At 72.7% G+C, this 16,074-nt stretch carries 12 protein-coding genes; 7 read left to right on the top strand and 5 right to left on the bottom strand.

Features of this window, described 5'->3' with window-relative positions; genetic code table 11:
- Positions 1-14: 14 nt before the first annotated feature.
- Together IAG44_RS07700 and IAG44_RS07695 are read right to left on the bottom strand one after the other, a co-directional pair.
- A complete protein-coding gene (locus IAG44_RS07700) occupies positions 15-2,765 on the bottom strand; it encodes a non-ribosomal peptide synthetase (protein WP_187746370.1) in 2,751 nt (916 codons plus the stop codon).
- A gap of 253 nt (positions 2,766-3,018) precedes the next feature.
- Positions 3,019-3,720 (bottom strand): response regulator transcription factor, encoded by a 702-nt coding sequence (locus IAG44_RS07695; protein ID WP_187752563.1) that lies wholly within the window; start codon positions 3,718-3,720, stop codon positions 3,019-3,021.
- Positions 3,721-4,299: 579 nt separating this feature from the next.
- Here IAG44_RS07695 and pcaDC point away from each other — a divergent pair.
- From pcaDC to IAG44_RS07680, 3 genes are read left to right on the top strand one after another with little or no spacing between them, the layout of a single operon-like run.
- Positions 4,300-5,586: a bifunctional 3-oxoadipate enol-lactonase/4-carboxymuconolactone decarboxylase PcaDC gene (gene pcaDC / locus IAG44_RS07690; protein ID WP_187746369.1), complete on the top strand. Its 1,287-nt coding sequence runs from the start codon at positions 4,300-4,302 to the stop codon at positions 5,584-5,586.
- 30 nt (positions 5,587-5,616) lie between these two features.
- Entirely contained in the window at positions 5,617-6,252 is a 636-nt protein-coding gene (locus IAG44_RS07685; protein ID WP_187752562.1) for an MBL fold metallo-hydrolase, read from the top strand.
- 30 nt (positions 6,253-6,282) lie between these two features.
- Positions 6,283-7,062 (top strand): exodeoxyribonuclease III, encoded by a 780-nt coding sequence (locus tag IAG44_RS07680; protein WP_187746368.1) that lies wholly within the window; start codon positions 6,283-6,285, stop codon positions 7,060-7,062.
- A 32-nt stretch (positions 7,063-7,094) separates the two neighbouring features.
- Here IAG44_RS07680 and IAG44_RS07675 read toward each other — a convergent pair whose 3' ends face one another.
- Positions 7,095-8,957: an SGNH/GDSL hydrolase family protein gene (locus IAG44_RS07675; protein WP_187746367.1), complete on the bottom strand. Its 1,863-nt coding sequence runs from the start codon at positions 8,955-8,957 to the stop codon at positions 7,095-7,097.
- A 101-nt stretch (positions 8,958-9,058) separates the two neighbouring features.
- Here IAG44_RS07675 and IAG44_RS07670 point away from each other — a divergent pair, with 101 nt between their 5' ends.
- Complete coding sequence (locus IAG44_RS07670; RefSeq protein WP_187746366.1) at positions 9,059-9,478, top strand: DUF6278 family protein; 420 nt, start codon at positions 9,059-9,061, stop codon at positions 9,476-9,478.
- 808 nt (positions 9,479-10,286) lie between these two features.
- On the opposite strand, the gene IAG44_RS07665 is transcribed toward IAG44_RS07670, so the two are convergent.
- The gene (locus IAG44_RS07665; protein ID WP_187746365.1) at positions 10,287-11,042 is read right to left on the bottom strand and encodes a hypothetical protein; all 756 of its coding nucleotides are present in this window, start codon (positions 11,040-11,042) and stop codon (positions 10,287-10,289) included.
- 153 nt (positions 11,043-11,195) lie between these two features.
- Here IAG44_RS07665 and ggt point away from each other — a divergent pair, with 153 nt between their 5' ends.
- Positions 11,196-12,995 carry a gamma-glutamyltransferase gene (gene ggt, locus IAG44_RS07660; RefSeq protein WP_187752561.1) on the top strand — a complete coding sequence of 600 codons (1,800 nt, stop codon included), beginning with the start codon at positions 11,196-11,198 and terminating at the stop codon, positions 12,993-12,995.
- Positions 12,996-13,082: 87 nt separating this feature from the next.
- Here ggt and map read toward each other — a convergent pair whose 3' ends face one another.
- Positions 13,083-13,853 carry a type I methionyl aminopeptidase gene (map, locus tag IAG44_RS07655; RefSeq protein ID WP_187746364.1) on the bottom strand — a complete coding sequence of 257 codons (771 nt, stop codon included), beginning with the start codon at positions 13,851-13,853 and terminating at the stop codon, positions 13,083-13,085.
- 32 nt (positions 13,854-13,885) lie between these two features.
- Here map and IAG44_RS07650 point away from each other — a divergent pair, with 32 nt between their 5' ends.
- Positions 13,886-14,140, top strand: coding sequence for a helix-turn-helix domain-containing protein (locus tag IAG44_RS07650; protein ID WP_187746363.1), 255 nt, complete (start codon positions 13,886-13,888; stop codon positions 14,138-14,140).
- Between the two features lie 135 nt (positions 14,141-14,275).
- Entirely contained in the window at positions 14,276-15,877 is a 1,602-nt protein-coding gene (locus IAG44_RS07645; protein WP_187746362.1) for a hypothetical protein, read from the top strand.
- Positions 15,878-16,074 lie beyond the last annotated feature (197 nt).

Genomic DNA, 16,074 nt, shown 5'->3' with positions numbered 1-16,074 from the left:
GGTCGGACGGGGGGTCAGTCGGCGTCGCCGAGCGCGCGGTCGAGCTCCGCGCGCAGGATCGACTGGAAGACGGCCACATGGTTCGGGCCCATCAGGGTGTAGTGCTCGCCGGGCACGTCGAGGTAGCGGACGTCCGGGCAGTGCTCGTCCCAGCGGCGCAGCTCGTTGTTCAGCCAGTCCTCCTTGGTGCCGCGCAGCGGTATCGCGTAGAAGACGGACATCGAACGGACCGAGCCGCTGGGCGCGTAGGTGCGGCCCAGGTCGGTGAGCCCGTCGGCGAGCGCGGCCCACGCGGTGAACTTCTCCAGGGTGAGGTCGAGTTCGGCGAGCCGGGCCTTCGGCGCGAGGTCGATGAAGCGCGCGAGCTGTTCCTCGCGGGACAGGTGGCGCAACTGCCCCGGCAGGTCGAGGGACTGCTTCTTGTCGATGAGCGCGAGGAAGAACGCCAGGTTGGCAGCCGTCTCGACGAAGTCCAGTTCGTTCATGCGGTACTTGATGTGCGGCGGCAGGTTGAAACTGCCGACGAAGTCGACCCGCTCGCCCTGGCCCTCCAGCACCTTGGCGATCTCGAAGGCCACCGCCCCGCCGTACGAGTACCCGGCGACGGCGTACGGACCGTGCGGCTGCTTCGCGCGGATCGCCTCGACGTAGGTGGCGACCATCTCCTCGAAGCTCTCGAAGGGCTTCTCGCCCGGGTTGAAGCCGCGCGCCCGCAGCGCGTAGAACGGCCGGTCGCCGACGAAGTACTTGGCGAGGTTGACGAAGACCAGGACCTCGCCGACGCCCGGGTGCACACAGAACAGCGGCGTCTTCGTGCCGGTGCTCTGCATCGGGACGATCGGGTCGTACGGCCGCACCGCCGCCCCGTCCTCGCCCAGCCGGGCGGCCAGTTCACGGACGGTGGGGGCCATCAGGACGGTGATGATCTGGAGGTCGTGCGCGCCGAGCCGCTGGGCGACCATGCTGCGCAGCCGCAGGATGTCCAGCGACGTGCCGCCCAGGTCGAAGAAGTTGGCGGTGGCGCTGAGCCGGTCCGGGTCGGTGTCGAACAGTTCGGCGTAGATCCCGGCGAGGATCCGCTCGGTCCCGCCCTCGGGCGGGGTGTATCCGCCGAGTCGGCGCAGCACGAGGTCGGCGACGGACCGGGTGACCTCGTCGTAGGCGCCCGCCTCCAGCCTCTTGCGCATCAGGGCGCGCTGGATCTTGCCCAGACTGGTCTTCGGGAAGGCGTCCTTGGGCAGCGGCAGGATCAGCGCGGGCCTGAAGCCCCAGTGCATGACGACGCCGGAGCGGACGGCGGACAGCACCCGGTACAGGGCGAGTTCGTCGCCGTCCGCGGTCTCCGGGTGGAAGGCGACGACCAGTTGCTCGGTGTCGCTGCCCGGGGCGCGGGTCGGGAACGCCGCGACGTAGGAACGGGCGACGCCGTCCAACTGCTCCAGCAGGGTCTCGATCTCGTGGCTGAAGTAGTTGACGCCGTTGACGATGACGCTGTCCTTGCTGCGGCCCACGAGGGTGAGCCGGCCTTCGTCGAGCCGGCCGAGGTCACCGCTGCGGAACCAGCCGTCGGCGGTGAAGGCGTCCCGGGTGGCCTGCTCGTTGTTGTGGTAGCCCGGGGTGATCATGGGTCCGGCGAGCTGGAGTTCACCGGTCTCGCCCTCGCCCAGCTCCCGGTCGTGCTCGTCGGCGACGCGCAGCCGCAGGCCCTCGACGGGGGTGCCCAGGTTGGCGAACTCCTGGCCCTGGTCGAAGGCCGGGAAGGTCTGCGAGTAGACGGAACCCGCGCAGGTCTCCGTCATGCCGAAGGCGGGCCACAGGGAGTCGGGGCGCAGTCCGTGGGGCGCGAAGAGCCGCAGGAAGGTCTCGCCGGTGGTGCGGACCACGGCCTCGCCGCCGCTGATGATGTGCCGCAGCCGGGACAGGTCGACGGGCCCGGTCTCCTCAAGGCGGCCGGCGGACGCGTTCAGCAGCCCCAGCAGGAAGTTGGGCGTGAAGGTCATGGTGACGCCGTGCCGGGACACCAGCCGCAGGAACTCCAGCGGCTCCCCGAGGACCACGGCCGCCTCGACGTGCAACTGGGTGGCGCCCGCGTACAGGGGCAGCAGATGGCACTCCAGGAGGGCGGCCACGTGGTCGAAGGACACCCAGTTGAGACAGACGTCGTCCGGGCCGAGCCGGTGGTGGCCGTTCTTGCCCGCCATGGACGCGAGCAGGTTGGCGTGGGTGAGCCGGACGGCCTTGGAGTTGCCGGTGGAGCCCGAGGTCAGCACCAGGAGCGCGGTGTCCTCCGGCGCGGCCTGGTGGAGGAGATCGGCGGGTTCGGCGCCGTACAGACCCGACAGCGGGGTCACGCCCAGGCCCGCCACCTGCGGCAGTTCGACCGCGAGGGCTTCGGTGGTGACGATCAGCGGCCGGTCGAGGAGGGTGTTCACATGACCGAGCTGGGCGGCCCAGCGCTCGGGGTCACCGCCGAGCGGCGCCATCGGGACGGGGACGAAGCCGCCGAGCAGACAGGCCCAGAAGGCGGGCAGGAACTCCTGCGGGCGCTCCAGGATCAGGACGACCTTGTCCTGCGGGGCGAGACCCCGGCCGCGCAGGCCGGTCAGCACCCTGCGGGCCTCGTCGAGGAGTTCGGGATAGCGCTGGAGCCGTGCGCCGTCGGGGCCGGTGGCGTCCTGGTGGAGGAGGCCGGAACCGGGGTGGTCCTGGGCGGCCCGCAGGAGGAGGTCCGCGATGGTACGGGTCGATGAAACGGCGATGGTCATGCCGGTGCCCTCTCTTCTCGTTCGCGGGGAAACGCGCGCCGGGGCGCGGTGGAAGAAATGAGGCGCATAGGGCCTTGACAACAAGCCTCTGCGGTGCGGGGGTCCGGGGGCAACGGACCGGGTTGCAGGGCTTGGTCAGGTTTCACAAATCGCGTGCGCGTGTGTGGGCGCCGGCTCAGATCCGTGTCAGAGGAATGTCAGATGTCCAGGTCGGGGCGGGGCGGGTCGGAGTTCTGGGTGATCGATTCGGAATTCACCCGCTGCCGAGCCGGAATCCGACTCCCCGAATGGTGATGATCCAGTCACTGCCGCCCAGTTTGCTGCGCAGACTGCTGACATGTGTGTCGACGGTCCGCCGCGACCAGGAATCGCCCCACACCTGCTGCATGAGCCGATTTCGCGGAATCACACTGTCCGGATGGGAGGCCAGCAGATGCAGGAGGTCGAATTCCTTGCGGGTGACGCGGACGGGTTTTCCGTAGAGGCTCACCTCGCGCGAGCCGGCGTCGATGGTGAGCGGTCCGCGCGAAATGACGTCGACGGGCCGCGGCACGGGCCGGGCCCGCCGCATCACCGCCTGCATCCGCGCCATCAACTCCCGGAACCCGTACGGCTTGACCATGTAGTCGTCCGCCCCGGCCTGGAGGCCGAGCACCCGGTCGACCTCGGTGCCCCGGGCGGTCAGCGCGATGATGGGGGTGTCGGACACGGCCCTGATGGCCCGGCAGACCTCCAGCCCGTCCAGGTCCGGCAGTTCGAGATCGATGAGGACGAGATCGGCCTGCCCGTACACCTGGAGCGCCGCCCCGCCCCGCTCGGCCACGTCCACTTCGTGCCCATGGCGGCGCAGACCATGGATCAGCGATTCCGCGTATTGGATATCGCTTTCCACCACGAGGACCCGCCACGCCTCGGTATTCGCCAGAACCGGTAGTTCCGGTGCACGCTGACTCATCGTCTCCCCCAAGACTCGTCTGGCTCCCAAGACCCCCGACCGGGCGGGGCAACAGAACGCGGCGAGTCTAAAAACGCCCTCTTCCGGCTGTCAAAGTTCGATGGCGCGAACTAGCTATGTCGAATGCGTCAAGGGAATTACATATTCCGATTGCGCCCCATGAGGGGATACGGGGCGGGCGGGAACGCCGGACTTGCGTGGATCAGGTCATTCTTGATGCCCGCAACCAGCGGTTCGTCCCCTGGTGGCCGGTCGTCCGGCCCCCTGCGGCGGTCACCCGGTGATCACCGTTCCCCTCCTGTACGTACACGATCCCGCGGAACCGTGCCGTGCCCGTGCCGCTGGCCGGAACCGTATGGTCAGCGGCGTGCGCGGCGCTCCTGTTCACCTGCGCGCGATGGCCTTCCCGCCGTCCGTCCGGCGTCCGGGAAGAGCCGCCCGCCGGGCCCAGGAAGGCCGAAAAGGGGCGCGAACACGAGTGTTCCCAGCCACCCGCCGGAACCGGGCCGGAGCGGGGCAGAGCCCGGCAGGTCCACCCCGGCGACGTGACCGCACGTGACGGATGAGAGGGTCGGCCGGGTGAGTGAGACACCGATGAACACCCTGCAATACCGCCTCGACGGGCCAGAGGACGCCCCGGTCCTGATCCTCGGTCCCTCACTGGGCACGACCTGGCACATGTGGGATCGGCAGATTCCCGAACTCGCCAAACAGTGGCGGGTGTTCAGGTTCGACCTGCCCGGCCACGGCGGCGCCCCCGCCCACCCGGCCGGCTCGGTCGCCGAACTGACCGGCCGCCTGCTGGCCACCCTCGACGCGCTCGGCGTGCAGCGCTTCGGCTTCGCGGGCTGCGCGCTCGCCGGCGCCGTCGGCGTCGAACTCGCCCTGCGCCACCCCGAACGGCTCACCTCGCTCGTGCTGATCGCGGCCTCCCCGCGGTTCGGCACGGCCGACGAGTTCCGCCAGCGCGGGGTCATCGTCCGCACCAACGGCCTCGACCCGATCGCCCGTACCTCCCCCGACCGGTGGTTCACGGCCGGGTTCGCCGCCGCGCAGCCCGCGATCACCGAGTGGGCCGTCCAGATGGTCCGCACCACCGACCCCGGCTGCTACATCGCCGCCTGCGAGGCCCTGGCCTCCTTCGACGTCCGGCACGAACTGGGCCGGGTCGGCGTCCCGACGCTGGTCCTCGTCGGCTCCGACGACCAGGTCACCGGCCCCGCCGAGGCGCGCACGCTGGTCGCCGGGATCCCGGACGCGCGCCTCGCCGTCGTCCCCGGCGCCTCGCACCTCGTGCCGGTCGAGCAGCCGGCCGCCGTCACCGATCTGCTGGTGCGGCACTTCTCGACGGCCTGGCAGCCGGGCTACGACACCGGCCAGACCGCCGTCCCCGGGATACCCGTAGTACTTCCGCAGCAGCCCGCCGCCCCGATCGCCGAGATCGCCCCGGCCCCGCCCGTGGCGACCGACCAGGTCATGGGCCGCCCCGACCCGTACGACGCGGGCCTGAAGGTGCGCCGCGAGGTGCTGGGCGACGCGCACGTGGACCGCGCGCTCACCCAGGCCGACGACTTCTCCGGCGACTTCCAGGAGTTCATCACCCGCTACGCCTGGGGCGAGATCTGGGACCGCCCCGGCCTCGACCGGCGCGCCCGCAGCTGCGTCACCCTCACCGCCCTCGTCGCGGGCGGCCACCTCGACGAACTCGCCTTCCACACGCGCGCGGCCCTGCGCAACGGCCTCACCCCGGACGAGATCAAGGAGGTCCTGCTGCACGCGGCCGTCTACTGCGGCGTGCCGGCCGCCAACAGCGCGTTCCGGGTGGCCCAGCAGGTCATCCGGGAGGAGACCACACCTCAGGAGTGAGCGATGCAGGATGGACCCATGACGAAGTCCATCCAGCTCACCAAGAAGTCGCACGCCTGTGTCCGTCTGGAGAAGGACGGCCGCACCCTCGTCCTGGACCCCGGCGTGTTCAGCGAGGCCGACGCGGCCGTCGGCGCGGACGCGGTCCTGGTCACCCACGAGCACCCGGACCACTTCAGCGAGGCCCACCTGAGGGCCGCCCTGGAGGCGAACCCGCAGGCCGAGATCTGGACGCTGAAGTCGGTCGCCGACCAGCTCACGGCGGCCTTCCCCGGACGCGTGCACACTGTCGGGCACGGGGACGCGTTCACCGCCGCCGGGTTCGACGTCCAGGTCCACGGCGAACTGCACGCCGTCATCCACCCGGACCTCCCGCGCATCACGAACGTCGGCTACCTCATCGACGACGGCCGGGTCTTCCACCCCGGCGACGCGCTCACCGTCCCGGACCACGCGGTTCAGACGCTGATGCTGCCGGTGATGGCGCCCTGGAGCAAGATCTCCGAGGTGATCGACTACGTCCGCGAGGTGAAGCCCACGCGCGCGTACGACATCCACGACGCCCTCCTGACCGACCTCGCCCGGCCGATCTACGACAACCAGATCGGCGCGCTGGGCGGCGCGGAGCACGGTCGGCTGGCGCCGGGGGAGAGCACCGCGCTGTGACTGTCAGTGGCGCCCGGTAGGTTGTCGGACATGCGCATCGCGACCTGGAACGTGAACTCGATCACCGCCCGCCTGCCGAGGCTCCTGGCCTGGCTGGAGAGCAGCGGCACCGACGTGCTCTGCCTCCAGGAGGCCAAGCTCGCCGAGGAGCAGTTCCCGTTCGACGCCCTGCGCGAGGCCGGGTACGAGGCGGCGGTGAACGCGACGGGCCGGTGGAACGGCGTGGCGGTGCTCTCCCGCGTCGGCCTCGAGGACGTCGTCAAGGGCCTGCCCGGCGGCCCGCGGTACGACGGCGCCGACGAGCCGCGCGCCGTGTCGGCGACCTGCGGCCCGGTGCGCGTGTGGTCGGTGTACGTGCCCAACGGGCGCGAGGTCGACCACGCGCACTACGCGTACAAGCTCCAGTGGTTCGAGGCCCTGAAGACGGCCGTCACGGGCGACGCGGCGGGCGGGCGCCCCTTCGCCGTCCTCGGCGACTACAACGTGGCCCCCACGGACGACGACGTCTACGACACGGCGGTCTTCGAGGGCCTGACCCACGTCACCCCCGCCGAGCGCGCCGCCCTCGCGGCCCTGCGCGAGACGGGCCTCACGGACGTCGTCCCCCGGCCCCTCAAGTACGACCGCCCGTACACCTACTGGGACTACCGCCAGCTCGCCTTCCCCAAGAACCGGGGCATGCGCATCGACCTGGTCTACGGCAACGAGCCCTTCGCCAAGGCCGTCAAGGACGCGTACGTGGACCGTGAGGAGCGCAAGGGCAAGGGCGCCTCGGACCACGCACCGGTGGTCGTCGACCTGGAGGTGTGACCGAGGGGGTCCGGTCCGGCGCCGGGGCCCCCTTACAGCGCCGTCAGGTCCACCGCCGCCGCCAGCGCCGCGTACCCCGCGTCCGACGGGTGCAGCCGGTCCCCGCTGTCGTACGCGGGCAGCAGGCGGGACGGGTCGGTGGGGTCCCGCAGGGCGGCGTCGAAGTCGAGGACGGCGTCGAAGGCGTCGCCGTCCCGGATCCACGCGTTGACCTTCTCCCGGTCCTCCTGGACCTCCGGGGTACATCTCAGGTCCCCCGCGCACGGCAGCAGTGTCGCGCCCAGGACGCTTATCCCGCGCTCCCGGGCGCGCTCGGCGATCTCCCGCAGCCCGTCGGTCACGTCGTCCGCCGAGCCGCCCCGGCGCAGGTCGTTGATCCCCTCGAAGACGACCAGCGTCCGCACGGACGGCTGCGCCAGCGCGTCCCGCTCCAGGCGCGCGAGCGCCGAGACCCCCGACGCGACGGGCGAGACCCCGTCGCCCGCGTACCCGTCGGCGGCGACCCGGTTCCCCGCGATCCCGGCGTTCAGCACGCCGTACGCGGGCACCGCCCGCTGCCCCCGTAGCCGCGCCGCGAGCGCGTCGGGCCACCGCCGGTTCGCGTCCGTCGTCGACAGGTACCCGTCGGTGATCGAGTCCCCCAGCAGGACGACGGTCCCCGGGCCGCCCTCGACGTCCACGCCGGTCAGCAGGGGCCAGCCGGTGATCCCGGAGGTGTACGCCGTGCCCGCGCGGTCCGCCGTGTGGTCGCCCGGCGCGCTGACGTACGAGCGTTGCGAGGCGTATCGGTGCGTGGGGAGCGCGGTCACCGTGCCGGGCAGGTGGAAGCTCACCAGCAGGTCGGCGCCCGCCGGTACGGCGAGGTCCAGCGGGTCGCTGACGGCCTGCGCTCCGGCGGGGATCTCGACGCCGGCCGAGCCGCCGAAGAGCACCGGCACGGGTGCGCCCTCCGTGGCGGCTCCCGCCCCGCTGAGCGCCGCTCCCGGCGCCGGGGGCCCGGCAGGGGGGTCCGGGACGGTTCGGGGGGCTGTGGGGGCGGTGCGGGGCGCTGTGGGGCTCGCCGTCTTCTCCGCCCGCAGGGCCACCGTCGCCGCCCCGATGCGCACCGGCGTGTCCGCGAAGGTGTTGGCGAAGCGCAGGCGCACGCGGGTGCCGCCCGCCGAGGTGTGGACGACGAGGCGCAGGGTGCGGTCGGTCCAGGGGCCCTCGGCGGGGAGGCCGGAGTGGGCGGTGGCCCAAGTGCCGGTCCACGGCGAGGGGTTGGCGCGGATGGCGGCGGCGAAGACGTGGAGGCCGGAGGCGACGGGGAGACGGACGGAGGCCACGGCGCGGGCCGGGTCGAGGGGGACCGTCACGGCGTACACGCGTGCGCGTGCGGGGCGGCGGCCGGAGGGGGTGTTGACGTGCGGGAGGGCGAGCGCCTTGGCGGCGGGGGAGCCGCGCCGCCAGTCGGGGGCCGCGAGGGTGTAGGGGGCACGGGTGCCGTCCCCGTAGGTGATCTCGCCGTCGCCCCGCGCGGTGCGGCCCGCCGTGCTCGTGACCAGGAAGGTGAGCGCGTCGCCCCGGCCGGACAGGAGGACCCGCTGGCCGTCGGCGAGGACGTTGTCCGGCGCGCCGGGGACGGTCGCGGGCCAGGTCAGGCGGGTGCCGTCGACGGTCAGGGAGCGGCCCGGGGTCCAGCCCGCCGAGGCGAGCGCGGCGGCCGGCAGGGAGGCGCCCCTGCCGTCGAGGTCCGCGCCGGACGGGCGGTCGTCCGCGCTGATGCCCCGGTTGTCGAAGTGGCTCTCCAGGGGTACGGGAGGGGCGCTCGGGGCGCGTGCACCGGCGCGCACGGCGGACTGGGGAACCAGCAACAGGGTCACGATCAGCGGGAACGCCCAGGATCTCCGGCGCACGTCTCTCCTTCTCCTGTCGTCCGATGATCGTACCGGGGTGGCGCGCACAGGTGCCCGCGCGCCTGTGGTGCGTACGCCGGTGCGAATGCCACGCTGGGCGTATGAACATCCCTTTTCTGGGCAACAGGCGCAAGAGGAGTGCGGGCGCGGTGCTGGACGCCGACCCCGAGGGCGTGGCCGAGCTGCTGTCCGAGTGCGAACTCCTGCGCTCCCAGGCGGGGGAGGCGGGCGTCAGACTCGACGACACGGTCCGTTCCCTGGAAGCGCTCGACCAGTTGCTGCCGCGCTGGCGCGACGACGAGGAGACGCTGCCCTGGCTCGGCAACGACGCGGGGCTCTACCTCGGGACGGTCATCGTGCGGACCGTCGAGGGCGCCGAGTGGGCGTTCTGGCCGGGCGGCGAACCCGTCGTACGGCTGGGCTCCGGGCGGGAGTTCGACGTCGTGACGGCCGGCCGGGAGTGGGCGGCCAGCGGGGTGCCGGAGCTGTCGCAGTGGTACGCGGAGATCGCCGAGGTCTGACGGGCGGGCGGGGGGCGGCGCGGTGCCGGTGTGACACGAACCCGTGAAGAGAGGTTAAATACGGCTTATGCCCGAAAAGTGCGTGTCGCCTCTCAAGTCCCGTCCGCTCTCGATAGCTTGCGGCAACCACGACACACAGCTGAGAGCGAGTAGGGCTGAGCATGGCCGTCGATCCGGTGATCGGACCGCGTGACGTCGACAACCGCGAGGAGGAGCCCGACCGGAGCCCCCGCGGCCGGTGCCGGGCCGCCTGCGACAGGTGTTAGGGCCTGTCGTCACATTCCCGCCTGCCGGGCGGGGTCTGGCACGCGCATCTGCGGCGTTGTCGTCGGTCGCCGACGCTCCGCGTCGACTCCCTCCTCCGCCTTGCGGCTGCACGCACCAGACCCCGCCCGGCCCGCCCTTCGGGCGGACGACGGAAATGTGACGACAGGCCCTACCGGGGGGCGTCAACACCGTGACCGGGCTCGACTACGATGGATCGTTCATCCCCGGAGCGACGGTGACCGGGCCGGGGACTTTGCCGCAGGGCCCATAGGGGGCAGCAGTTCACCAGAGCCATACCCGGCCGGACGCGCGGCCGGAGATCACTGCTCGCGCAGCGCGCACGGCCCGTACGACGGGCCGGACGCTGCGCGGGGAGAAGGTCAGCCGCGCGCCGGACGGGTTGTGCTCGACGCGGAGCGGGTCGGGTAGGTGTGCGGCGCATCGCCGGACCGGCTTGCCGGGAGCGGGCGGGCCCCAGCCGTGGAGGCGCGGCGGGGGCCCGCCCGTCTCGGTCTCGGGGGTACTACGGGTATTACGGGTATTACGGCGCCCGGTGTGACGTCGGGGCCACCGGGTCCGCCAGTGGCGTACGTACCGCGCGGGTCACGTCCGCCACCAGTTCCACCACATCCGGGCCGTACGCCTGGGAGTTGACGACCTTCAGGAGCAGCGCGAAGGAGTCGGCGCCGTGCTTGCGGGCGAGGCGTTCGTGGTGGCGGGCCAGATAGCGCGTCGCCGCCTGGTTGTTGATCGCGCGCTGGCCGCAGAACAGGAACACCGGGCGGCTGCCGTGCCGTTCGCCCGTGGTGAGCCGGGCCAGCAGGACGTACTCCGTGATCCCCGGGTCCATCCGGTAGCGCTCGGTGCCGATCTGGAACGCGCCCCGGTCCGGGCCGGGTTCGGGATCGATGTTCACACGGAAGCCGGGCAGCATCGCCGACATGTGGGCCAGCATGCGCCGGTTCGACCCCGGCCCGCCGACACAGAACTCCGTCCGCTCGCCGAAGCCCTGCCGCACCCCGTCCTGCGTGACCATCTCGACGTTCGCCCCGCAGTCCTTGATCAGCGCGGCCAGTTCGAGGAGCGCGAACACGTCGAAGCGGTGCACGGCGGGCTCGGCGGTCGCCGGGTCGCGGTTGACGACGAGCAGGCACTCGGAGTTCTCCGGCAGCCCGAAGAACGCCTGCTTGCGGCGGAGCCTGCGCCTCCACAGGTACGTCCGCGCCAGCCAGCCGAGACCGGCGCTGATGCCGGCGGCCACCACGCCCAGGACGATGTTGCGCACGTCGTCGTTCATGGGCGCGCATGGTAGCGGCCGGCCGCGCCGGAGGCGTACCCGTGTTCGAGATGTGCCAGTCGTATGACAGTGCTCCGAATGCGGCTGCCCGGCGCGGGGCAGTGTGGCTACAGTGCGCGGACGGTCCTTGACTGGAGGTACATACCGATGGCCCTGCGGCGCCCTGCGGCACGGAAACTGACGGTCCTGGCGGTCTCGGCCGCCGTGGTCTCGGTCGGGGCGGCGGCGCCACCGACCGCTCAGCGGACGGGAGTTGAGAAGGTCCCGGTCGCCGTCGGGTACGGCGGCGCGGTCTCCAGCGTCGACCCGGACGCCTCCGCCGCCGGCATCGAGGTGCTGCGCAGGGGCGGCAACGCGGTCGACGCGGCCGTCGCCACCGCCGCCGCGCTCGGCGTCACCGAGCCCTACTCGGCGGGCGTCGGCGGGGGCGGCTACTTCGTCTACTACGACGCCAAGTCCCGCACGGTGCACACGATCGACGGCCGGGAGACCGCGCCCCTGAGCGCCGACGCGAACCTGTTCGTCGAGAACGGCAAGCCCCTCGCCTTCGCGGACGCCGTCAGCAGCGGCCTCAGCGTCGGCACCCCCGGCACGCCGGCCACCTGGGCCGGCGCGCTGTCCAAGTGGGGGACCAGGAGCCTGGGTTCGGTGCTGAAGCCCGCCGAGCGGCTGGCCCGGGACGGCTTCACCGTCGACGACACGTTCCGCTCGCAGACCGCCGCCAACGAGACCCGCTTCCGCTACTTCCCGGACACGGCGAAGCTGTTCCTGCCCGGCGGGCGGCTCCCGGAGGTCGGCTCGACGTTCAAGAACCCCGATCTCGCCCGCACCTACGCCGAGTTGGGCAGGAAGGGCGTCGCCGCGCTCTACCGGGGCGACATCGGCGAGGACGTCCTCACGACCGTCAACAAGCCGCCCGTGGACCCGGATTCGGGGTGGAACGCCCGCCCCGGCAAGCTCACCGCCACCGACCTCGCCGCCTACCGCGTCAAGTTCCAGGCGCCCACGCGGACTTCGTACCGGGGGCTCGGCGTCTACTCCATCGCCCCGTCCTCCTCGGGCGGCACGACGGTCGGCGAAGCCCTCAACATCCTTGAGAAGACGGACCTTTCGAAGGCGAGCGAGGTCCAGTACCTGCACCGCTACATCGAGGCCAGCCGGATCGCGTTCGCCGACCGGGGCCGCTGGGTCGGCGACCCGGCCTTCGAGGACGTCCCCGCGAAGGAACTCCTCTCGCAGCGCTACGCCGACGCGCGGGCCTGCCTCATCAAGGACGACGCCGTCCTCACCAGCCCCGTCGCGCCCGGCGATCCGCGTAACCCGGCCGCCTGCGACGCGAGCGGCACGCCGGCGCCGACGACCTACGAGGGCGACAGCACGACCCATCTGACCGTCGCCGACAAGTGGGGCAACGTCGTCGCCTACACGCTCACCATCGAGCAGACCGGCGGCAGCGGCATCACCGTCCCCGGACGCGGGTTCATCCTCAACAACGAGCTGACGGACTTCTCGTTCGCCCCGGCGAGCCCCACTGTCCACGACCCGAACCTGCCCGGTCCGGGCAAGCGGCCCCGTTCGTCGATCTCGCCGACGATCGTGCTGGACAGGGCCGGCAAGCCGGTCGTGGCGCTCGGTTCGCCCGGCGGGGCGACCATCATCACCACCGTCCTCCAGGTGCTCACCGAGTTCGTGGACCGGGGGCTGCCGCTCGTCGACGCGATCGCCGCGCCGCGCGCCAGCCAGCGCAACCAGACGACCACGGAACTCGAACCGGGGCTCTACGGCAGCGAGTTGAGGACCGAGCTGGAGGCCATCGGGCACGGGTTCCGGCAGAACCCCGAGATCGGTGCCGCAACCGCCGTGCAGCGGCTGCCCGGTGGGAAGTGGCTCGCCGCCGCCGAGACCGTGCGGCGGGGTGGCGGGTCGGCGCAGGTGGTGTATCCGGCGCGTTAGGCAAGGCAGTTGGGCGGTAGACGGTTGGGCGGCTCACCCTCGCGAGGGTGGGCCGCCCGGCTCGTCTCTGCCGTCAGCCAGGTGCCGTCAGTCCCGTGCCGTCAGGATCCTCGGGCCGTCGTCCGTGATCGCGATCGTGTGCTCGACGTGGGCCGCGCGGGAGCCGTCGTTCGTGCGCAGGGTCCAGCCGTCCGGGGCCTCGTGGTAGCCGTCGCGGCCGCTCGCGATCAGCATCGGCTCGATCGCGAGGGCCATGCCGCGCCGCAGGCGCATGCCCCGGTGCGGGCGGCCCTCGTTGGGGACCGGTGGGTCCTCGTGCATGCGGCGGCCGATGCCGTGGCCGCCGAAGCCCTGCGGGACGCCGTAACCGGCGGCCCGGCAGACCGTCCCGATCGCGTGCGCGATGTCACCGACGCGGTTGCCGACCGTCGCGGCGGCGATCCCGGCGGCCAGCGCGCGCTCCGCCGTCTCGATCAGCGTCACGTCGGCGGGGCGCGGGGTGCCGACGGTGAAGCTGATCGCCGAGTCGCCCGCCCAGCCGTCGAGTTGGGCACCGCAGTCGATCGAGACGAGGTCGCCGTCGCGCAGCCGGTAGCCGGTCGGGATGCCGTGCACGATCGCGTCGTTGACCGAGGCGCAGACGACGGCCGGGAACGGGGTCGTCGCGAAGGACGGGCGGTAGCCGAGGAACGGCGAGCCCGCGCCCGCCTCCCGCAGCACGCCGCGCGCCACCTCGTCCAGCTCCAGCAGGGAAACGCCCACGTCAGCGGCTTCCCGCACGGCCGTCAGGGCATGGGCGACCACCTGGCCGGCCCGGTACATCTCGTCGATCGACGTGTCCGTCTTCAGCTCCACCATGCCAATTACTATACCGGTATTAGAATGGGGGCATGGTGCGCACCCCTTTGACCCCCGAAGAACGTGAACGCGGCGAGCGGCTGGGCCGGTTGCTCCGTGAGGCCCGCGGCGGACGGAGCATGGCCGAGGTCGCGGCGGACGCCGGGATCTCGGCGGAGACGCTGCGCAAGATCGAGACCGGGCGGGCGCCGACCCCCGCGTTCTTCACGATCGCCGCGCTGGCGGGCGCACTCGGCCTGTCCATGGACGAGTTGGCCGCGCGGTGCGTCCTCGCCGGGGTGGTGTGAACGGAATCGGGAGAGTGGGTCGGGATCTCGCCATGTTGCCTTCGCGGCCCCTTCGCAAACTGCTCGTAGCCGCGCTGTAACACGGCTGGTGTTTTCTGGCCAGTCCAAGTGCGGGCCGCCGGCAGGAGTTTGGGGATGAGTGTGGATCAACTCCCGGCGCAGGTGCGGGAGTTCGTGAGCTGCCTGGACGGCCTCCTGGGCCGCCTCGACCAGGGCTCCGGCTGGTGCGCCGTCTTCTGGCAGCGCGACCCCGACGGCATGCGGGCCTGCCTCGACGGCACCGAACTGCCGCCCTGGGACGTCATGGAGGCGCTGCTCCAGGACCTCGCCGCCGCATACGGCACCGCCGTCGCCGAGAAGGAGGCGCGGCGGGTCCGCGTCCTGCACGGCGCGGCGCTGCACGCCCACGACTCCCGGCCCGGCGCCGGTGACGCCCTCCGTGACCGGCTCGACGTCATGCTCCGCGAGCAGCGCTACGCGGTCGAGCGGCAGGCCGAGCTGGGCCGCCGGCTCGCCGCCGCCGCGACGCGGGAACAGGCCGACGCGATACGGCTCGACCTCGCGTGGGCCCACGACGACCACGAGCGGGCCACCGCCCGGTGCGTGGAACTGCGGGGCCGGGTCGCGGAGTTGGAGCGGCGGGAGCGGGAGCGGGACGGGTGGGGTGGATGGGACGGGGGCGGAGGTTGGGGTGGTGGGGTCGGCGGGAGCGGGGCTGCCGGTGCCGGTGAAGTGGGCGTGTTAGGGCGGGACGTGAACGGTCGGCTCAGGGGATTCGGGGGGAGCGGAGGGGAGGTCGGCGGGAGTGCGGCGGGCGCTCCCGAGGGCGGTTCGGCCGGCGCCGGCCAAGGTGAGGGGGGTGCGGAGGGTGGTGCCGGGCGCGTCGTCCCCGTCGAGGCCGGGAGGCATGAGGCCGGGCGGGGTGAGGCCGTGGCCCGGGGTGTCGTGCGTGGTGATGCCGGCGGGGCGGACGGTGGTGGGGAGAGTCCGGCCGCCGTGCCCAAGCAGCGCAAGCGGCGGCGGGGGAGCGCGCGGTTCGCGGGGGTTGTGGAGGAGGGGGCCGCCGTCGCCGTGCCGGAGGAGGCCGTGACGGTCGTGCCGGAGGCGGGCGGTGGACGGGGGCCGCGCGGGGCGCGGTTCGCGCGGGCCGGCGGGCGTGAGGCCGGCGCGGAGGTGACGGCGGAGCCGGTCGTCGAGACGCCGGACGCGGACGCGCGGCGCGAGACCGCCGAGGTGGTGCGGCGGCTGGTCGCGCTGCGGGGCGAGGGGCGCAGCGGGGAGGCGCACGCGCTGCTGGTGGAGCTGGCGTACTGGCCCGCCGCGCGGATCCCGCTGGTCGCGGGGGAGCTCCAGCGGGCCGGGCTCGGGGCCGACTGGACGACGCTGCTGTGGGAGGCGGCCTCGCTGCCCGCCGAACGGCTGGTCGAGGCGGCCGACGCGCTCGCCGGTGCCGGGCGCGGCGCCGACGGGGAGCAGATCCTGCGGCAGGGGGTGGCACGGCCCGCCGAGGAGATCGGGCAGGCCGTCCTCGCGCTGGCGGCGGACGGGCGGCGGCGCGAGGTGGACGCCCTGCTCGACGCGTACGTCCGGGTACGCGCCCCCGAGGAGGCCGCCCGCAGCGTCGCCCCGGACCCGAAGACCCTGGTGCCGCTGCTCGTGCGGGCCGCGCGGGGCGTGTCGGACGAGCGGCACTGGGACGTGGTGCACGCGCTGCGGGTGGCGGGGTTCACGGCGTGAGGGCGGCGGGCGGGGCTCTGTCATACCCGTAGTACCCGGTGTACTCCGAACAGCCCCGCCCCACCCCCTCCCGCGTGTGAAACGCGATCGACTCCCCGGGTTAACGGCGGTGGTCTTGGCAAGGGCGTCGCTGAGGCTTACGTTCGTGCCTCTGTACCCCGCTCTCTACGGGCGTAGAGGCTGTGACGTCCCGTCGA

It is taken from the genome of Streptomyces roseirectus (genome assembly GCF_014489635.1).
Classification (GTDB): Bacteria; Actinomycetota; Actinomycetes; order Streptomycetales; family Streptomycetaceae; genus Streptomyces; species Streptomyces roseirectus.
The sequence above is the reverse complement of the archived record's forward strand: the minus strand, read 5'-3'. Positions and strand labels throughout refer to the sequence as shown.